Source organism: Mesorhizobium sp. P3_A9 (assembly GCF_056402975.1).
In genome coordinates this window covers 1-4,058 of sequence record NZ_JBFUGJ010000444.1, presented here as the reverse complement: position 1 = coordinate 4,058, position 4,058 = coordinate 1, and the positions used below count along the sequence as shown (strand labels likewise).

Annotated in this window: 5 protein-coding genes; all 5 read right to left on the bottom strand. The window is 63.6% G+C overall.

Going from position 1 to position 4,058, the window contains the following annotated elements:
* Positions 1–26 precede the first annotated feature (26 nt).
* Positions 27–1,235 (bottom strand): amino acid ABC transporter substrate-binding protein, encoded by a 1,209-nt coding sequence (locus AC1DX0_RS32130; protein ID WP_477222871.1) that lies wholly within the window; start codon positions 1,233–1,235, stop codon positions 27–29.
* Positions 1,236–1,285: 50 nt separating this feature from the next.
* Positions 1,286–1,675 (bottom strand): nuclear transport factor 2 family protein, encoded by a 390-nt coding sequence (locus tag AC1DX0_RS32125; RefSeq protein ID WP_477222872.1) that lies wholly within the window; start codon positions 1,673–1,675, stop codon positions 1,286–1,288.
* A 17-nt stretch (positions 1,676–1,692) separates the two neighbouring features.
* Positions 1,693–2,487, bottom strand: coding sequence for a MoaF C-terminal domain-containing protein (locus AC1DX0_RS32120; RefSeq protein ID WP_477222873.1), 795 nt, complete (start codon positions 2,485–2,487; stop codon positions 1,693–1,695).
* A gap of 13 nt (positions 2,488–2,500) precedes the next feature.
* Positions 2,501–3,289: an SDR family NAD(P)-dependent oxidoreductase gene (locus tag AC1DX0_RS32115; protein WP_477222874.1), complete on the bottom strand. Its 789-nt coding sequence runs from the start codon at positions 3,287–3,289 to the stop codon at positions 2,501–2,503.
* A gap of 247 nt (positions 3,290–3,536) precedes the next feature.
* Positions 3,537–4,058 (bottom strand): YceI family protein (locus AC1DX0_RS32110; RefSeq protein ID WP_477358429.1); only part of this gene is annotated, 522 nt, incomplete at its 5' end.

Below are 4,058 nucleotides of genomic sequence, written 5' to 3'. Positions count from 1 at the left end.
TCCCCCGCCCGCTGCTTTTCAGCCGCTCAGCGCTTGTCCCAGGCCGGCGCCGGTTTGTAGGTCCAGTTGCCGTCCGGGAAGATCAGCTGGTGCTTGCCTTGCCACCATTGCGTGGCGACGCTGGGGATGAGCGCAAAGCCGGTCTGGTCGAATTTGAGATCGCCCACGACCGTATCCTTGAACTCCTGGCCGAAGATCGCGTCGTGGATCGCGCCTGCATCGGTCGAGCCCGCCTTCTCGATCGCCTGCGCCAGCACCTGCGCATTGGCGTAGAAGGCGCCGACGGTGACGGAGTCCTTCTTGAACTCCGCCTCGTAGCGGTCGCCGAGCTCTTTGGCGCCATGGTAGGGATAGCTCGACGACCAGAAGCCGTCGGTCAGGATGTAGTCGGAATCCGCGCCGAGCGCCTCGTGGAACTCGCCCGTCCAGGTGCCCTTCCAGCCATGCAGGTAAGGCACGGAGAAGCCGAGCTCCTTCATCTGCCGCAGCAGCGTCACCGTGTCGGCCGGCGATCCGAACACCAGCATGGCGTCGACGTCTGCCGCCTTGAGCTTGGTGATCAGCGCCGAATAGTCGGTGGCGCCGATCGCCCAGGGATCATCGACGGCGAAAGTGTAGCCATACTTCTTGGCCGCCGCCTCGAAGGCGCCGCCAAAGCCCTTGCCGTCGGGCGAATCCTCGGACACCAGCGCCGGGTTCTTCGGCTTCTCATTGGCCGGCAGCTTGTCCCAGATCTCGAACGGCACTTCCGCGCCCGGCCCTGGATGGAAGAAGAACAGTGCCGAATATTTCAGCTTCAACGGCTGCCATTCGAACGGGAAGGCCGTCGTGATCATGTAGAATTTCTTGTATTTTTCCGCGACGATGGCACCCGCAATGTTCATCGGCCCGGAATGGGTCGACAGCAGCGCATCGACCTTTTGCACCTTGATCAGGTTTTCCAGCGCCGACGCGACCTTGCCTTCGGAGCTTTCGTCGTCGGCGACGACGAGGCGCACCGGCAGCTTCTTGCCGACGGATTTCACCATGATGCCGCCGGCCTTGTTGATGTCGGCGACCGCCTGCTCATAGGCCCATTTCTGCTCCTTGCCGTCGCCGGCCAGCGGCCCGGTCAAGGAGATCGGCGCACCGATGACGATCTCGGTGTCGCCGGCATTCGCCAAGCTGGTGTCGCCAAGCGCAATCGCGCTTGTCAGAGCCAGGCCCGCCAGCATTGCCTTCAGACTGTTTCCCATTTCATCCTCCCAGGTTTTTGGATCGTGCGGGCGGTGCCCGCAGGCATGCCTCAGACCGTCGCTGCCGCGACCAGCTTTGTATCGGTGAACTGCTCGAAACTGAGCGCCTTGCCGTCCTCCATTTCCCAGACATGGACGACGCGCGCCGACATCGGCTTGCCGGTCTTTTTGTAGACACCCGAATAGGTGCCGATGCCGACAATGGTGGTGCCGCCATCGACCAGTTTTTCGAGCTTCAAGGCGTAACCGTCCCACTCCTCGCCGATGCGCTTGAAGACGCCTTCGATGATGGCGTCGGGGCCGACATAGGTGCCGGCATAGGGAAAGCCCGCCATCTCGGTCCAGGCGGTGCGGCTGGTGACCGGCGCCATCATCGCCGAGAGATCCTTGGTGTCGGAGCCGGCGTAGTGCGCCTTGATCGCTTCGTAGTTCTTGCCCATAGCGTTCTCCCGCGCGGTCAGACCGGCGCCTTGCCTTCGTCGTAGACGGTTCTGGATTTCTTCTCGATCTGAGCGCCGGCCGGCTTGTTCTCGATCTTGCCCTGGCTGGTCACGCCGAGGAATTTGCCCGTCGAGCGCATGACGTCCCAATTGTAGAAGAACAGCGAGGCGACCGGGATGATGAACTCGCGGAAGCCGAACACATACTGGTTCTCGGCGAACTTCCAGGTCGTCGCCAGATCGACGTCGCCATGGCCGCGCTGGATGCCGACAAGGTTCTGCCAGGCATAGCGCTCGGAGCTCATATAAATGTGCTCGTAGACATGGTTGGGGCTGTATGTGTAGTGCGCGGTGAGCCCGATCAGGTCGCGGGTCGGCGCCGGCGCGGTGCCGGTCGGCGCGACCGAGGGATCGCCGAGCACGCCGGCCGACCAGGTCTGCGCCACGCGCGGCTCGCCGGGCGCTTCACTGGCATCGCGCACCCGTTCGCGCACCGACAGCACGCGGCGCGTGCTGGTGTTGATGATGAAGGCCTCGTCCTCATCAGGCCGGGCCGAGAAAATCATATTGATGAAGAACACGTTGGCGGCGACTTCCAGCGCCTCGTACCAGTCGGCGCCCGCTTCCGTGCCTTCGCTCCACGCCACCGTGTCGAGCGATGTGAAGGCAAGGTCGATGGTGCGACCGGTGTCGAGCGTGATCTTGAAGGTCTGGCCGCGCAGCGCATCCGTCGTCGCCAGCCGGTTGGTGGCGATGCCGGCAGCGAAATCGTCAAAATGCTTCCAGTCCGCCGGTCTGTTCTGGTCGTTCATCGCACTCTCCACATCAATCGACAAAGGCTAATGTCGGCAGGTCGACGACGGTGGCGCCGCCATCGACGGTCAGGATCGACCCGTTCATCATCGCCGCCTCGCCGGAGGCGACGAAGCAGATGACGTTGGAAACCTCTCCCGGTGTCGCCGGCCGCCCGAGCGGCACGTCCTTGGTCACCAGCCGGTAGGCTTCCTCGATCGAGCCGAGCCCGTGCTTTTCGACGATCACTTCCATCTGCTCGTCGGCCATGTCGGTCGACACCCAGCCCGGACAGATGATGTTGGTGCGCACGCCCTTGCGGCCATAGTCGCGGGCCAGCGATTTGCCGAAGCCGATGCAGGCATGTTTCATGGTGACGTAGCCGGCCGCGTCCGGCCCGGCGAACAGGCCGGCGATCGAGGCGACGACGACGATGTTGCCCTTTTGCGCAATCAGGTCCGGCAGGCATTCGCGGGCGCAGACGAAGGCGGTGTCTAGATTGCTGCGTGTCGCCAGGCTCCAGGTCTCGTCGCTCATCGAAATGGTCGGGCCGACGCCATGGCCGCCGGCATTGGCGACGAGAATGTCTACCGGTCCGATCTTGTCATGCACTTCGGCCAGCGCCGCGCGCACCGCCTGGGGATCGGCGGCGTCGCCCTGCACCACCAGCCCGCCAATGTCTTTGGTCACCGCTTCCAGCGGTTCGCGCCGCCGGCCCATCAGCACCACTCTGGCGCCGTCGGCCGCCATGCGCCTGGCGACCGCCGCACCGATGCCGGTGCCGCCGCCGGTGATGAAAGCCGTCTTTCCAAGAAATCGCATGGTTCCATCCCGATTTGTGAGCGCGCCGGCTATGCGCCGATCTTCGAGGGGGATAGTGCGGCATCGGCCATTTCGCGTCTTGTCCGAGCGGGAACTTTGTTTTGACTGAACGCGCACTTCACGCCTGCCGATGGAGTGCCGCGCGACCTTTCGGCCGCGCGGCCGTCGCCACACCCCGCCAAAGCAATTCCAGGAAAAGTGTGAAGCGGTTTTCCGTCCGGAATTGCGTCAAGACAAAGAGGTCGGCCTATTTCTTCACCGCTTCGAGATCGATGACGATGTCGACATCCGGGCCGAGGCCGAAGCCGGCGGCGGCCTTGGCCATCGGGAAGTCCGCGGTGCTCACCTTTCCCGTTGCGGTGAACGCCGCCTTGGTCAACGTCGCGTCCCAGGGTGCGGGCGCCTCGTTGACCAGCGTCACGTCGAGCGTGATCTCCTTGGACACACCGCTGATGGTGAGATTGCCGGTGACCTTGCCGGTCTTGTCGCTGACCTTCTCGACCTTGGTGCTTTCGAAGGAGATCGCCGGGAATTCTGCGGCGTTGAAGAAGTCGGGGCCTTTCAGATCGCTGTCGCGCTGGTCATAGGCGGTGTGCACCGAGCCGACATCGAGCTCGGCCTTGACGCTGCTCCTCGACGGATCGGCGTTGTCCATCACGATGGCGCCCTTCACGGCATCGAACTGGCCATGCGCGGTGCCGTAGATGCCATGCTTGATGGTGAAGGTGACCCAGGCGTGCTGGCCGTCGATCTCGTAATTATCGGCGTG